Below are 522 nucleotides of genomic sequence, written 5' to 3'. Positions count from 1 at the left end.
CGTCAAGGTGTATTGACCGATAAATGGCAAGAAGCTAAAAAATGCCAATGCTAAACAGAAAAGGGCGATTCCTAATTTTTGAAGTGCTTTCATGAAAATGCAGTTACAATTCGTTTCAAGAATCCTTTTTTGGGTAAGGAAACATTTCTTTTTTTGATGGTATTGTAGGCTTGAATGACAGCTGCCGTATGTTTGGTTGCAAATTCTGCATCAAAACTGGCTTTGTCCAGATGTGTCAGAATCTTTTCAAATAACCATCCTTCGTCTATGGCTTTATCAAAATAGGCATGTCTCATGCGCCAACCGATGCTGTTTATACCTTTGATGGTCCCCACAGTTTTATCATAAACAAATCGTATAGCTACTGTTCCTGCTTCATTTTCCCAATGGAATGTGTCCAAGGTTGCAGGTATGTTATTGGGCACATGCCCATAGGTCTGGTATTCTAAGTCAAAGAACTTAGCTGAATTGAACCAAATTCCTGGTTTATAGGATACTTTTTCCTCATGTGTAAGATTATAC

The 522-nt window shown here is 38.1% G+C and carries 1 protein-coding gene; it reads right to left on the bottom strand.

Annotated features, from left to right (window positions below):
* Nucleotides 1–89: 89 nt before the first annotated feature.
* The coding region (locus ACFFGH_RS34565; protein ID WP_386677507.1) for a hypothetical protein at nt 90–522 on the bottom strand (433 nt) is incomplete at its 5' end.

The sequence above is a fragment of the Lysobacter korlensis genome, from assembly GCF_042434515.1.
The sequence above is the reverse complement of the archived record's forward strand: the minus strand, read 5'-3'. Positions and strand labels throughout refer to the sequence as shown.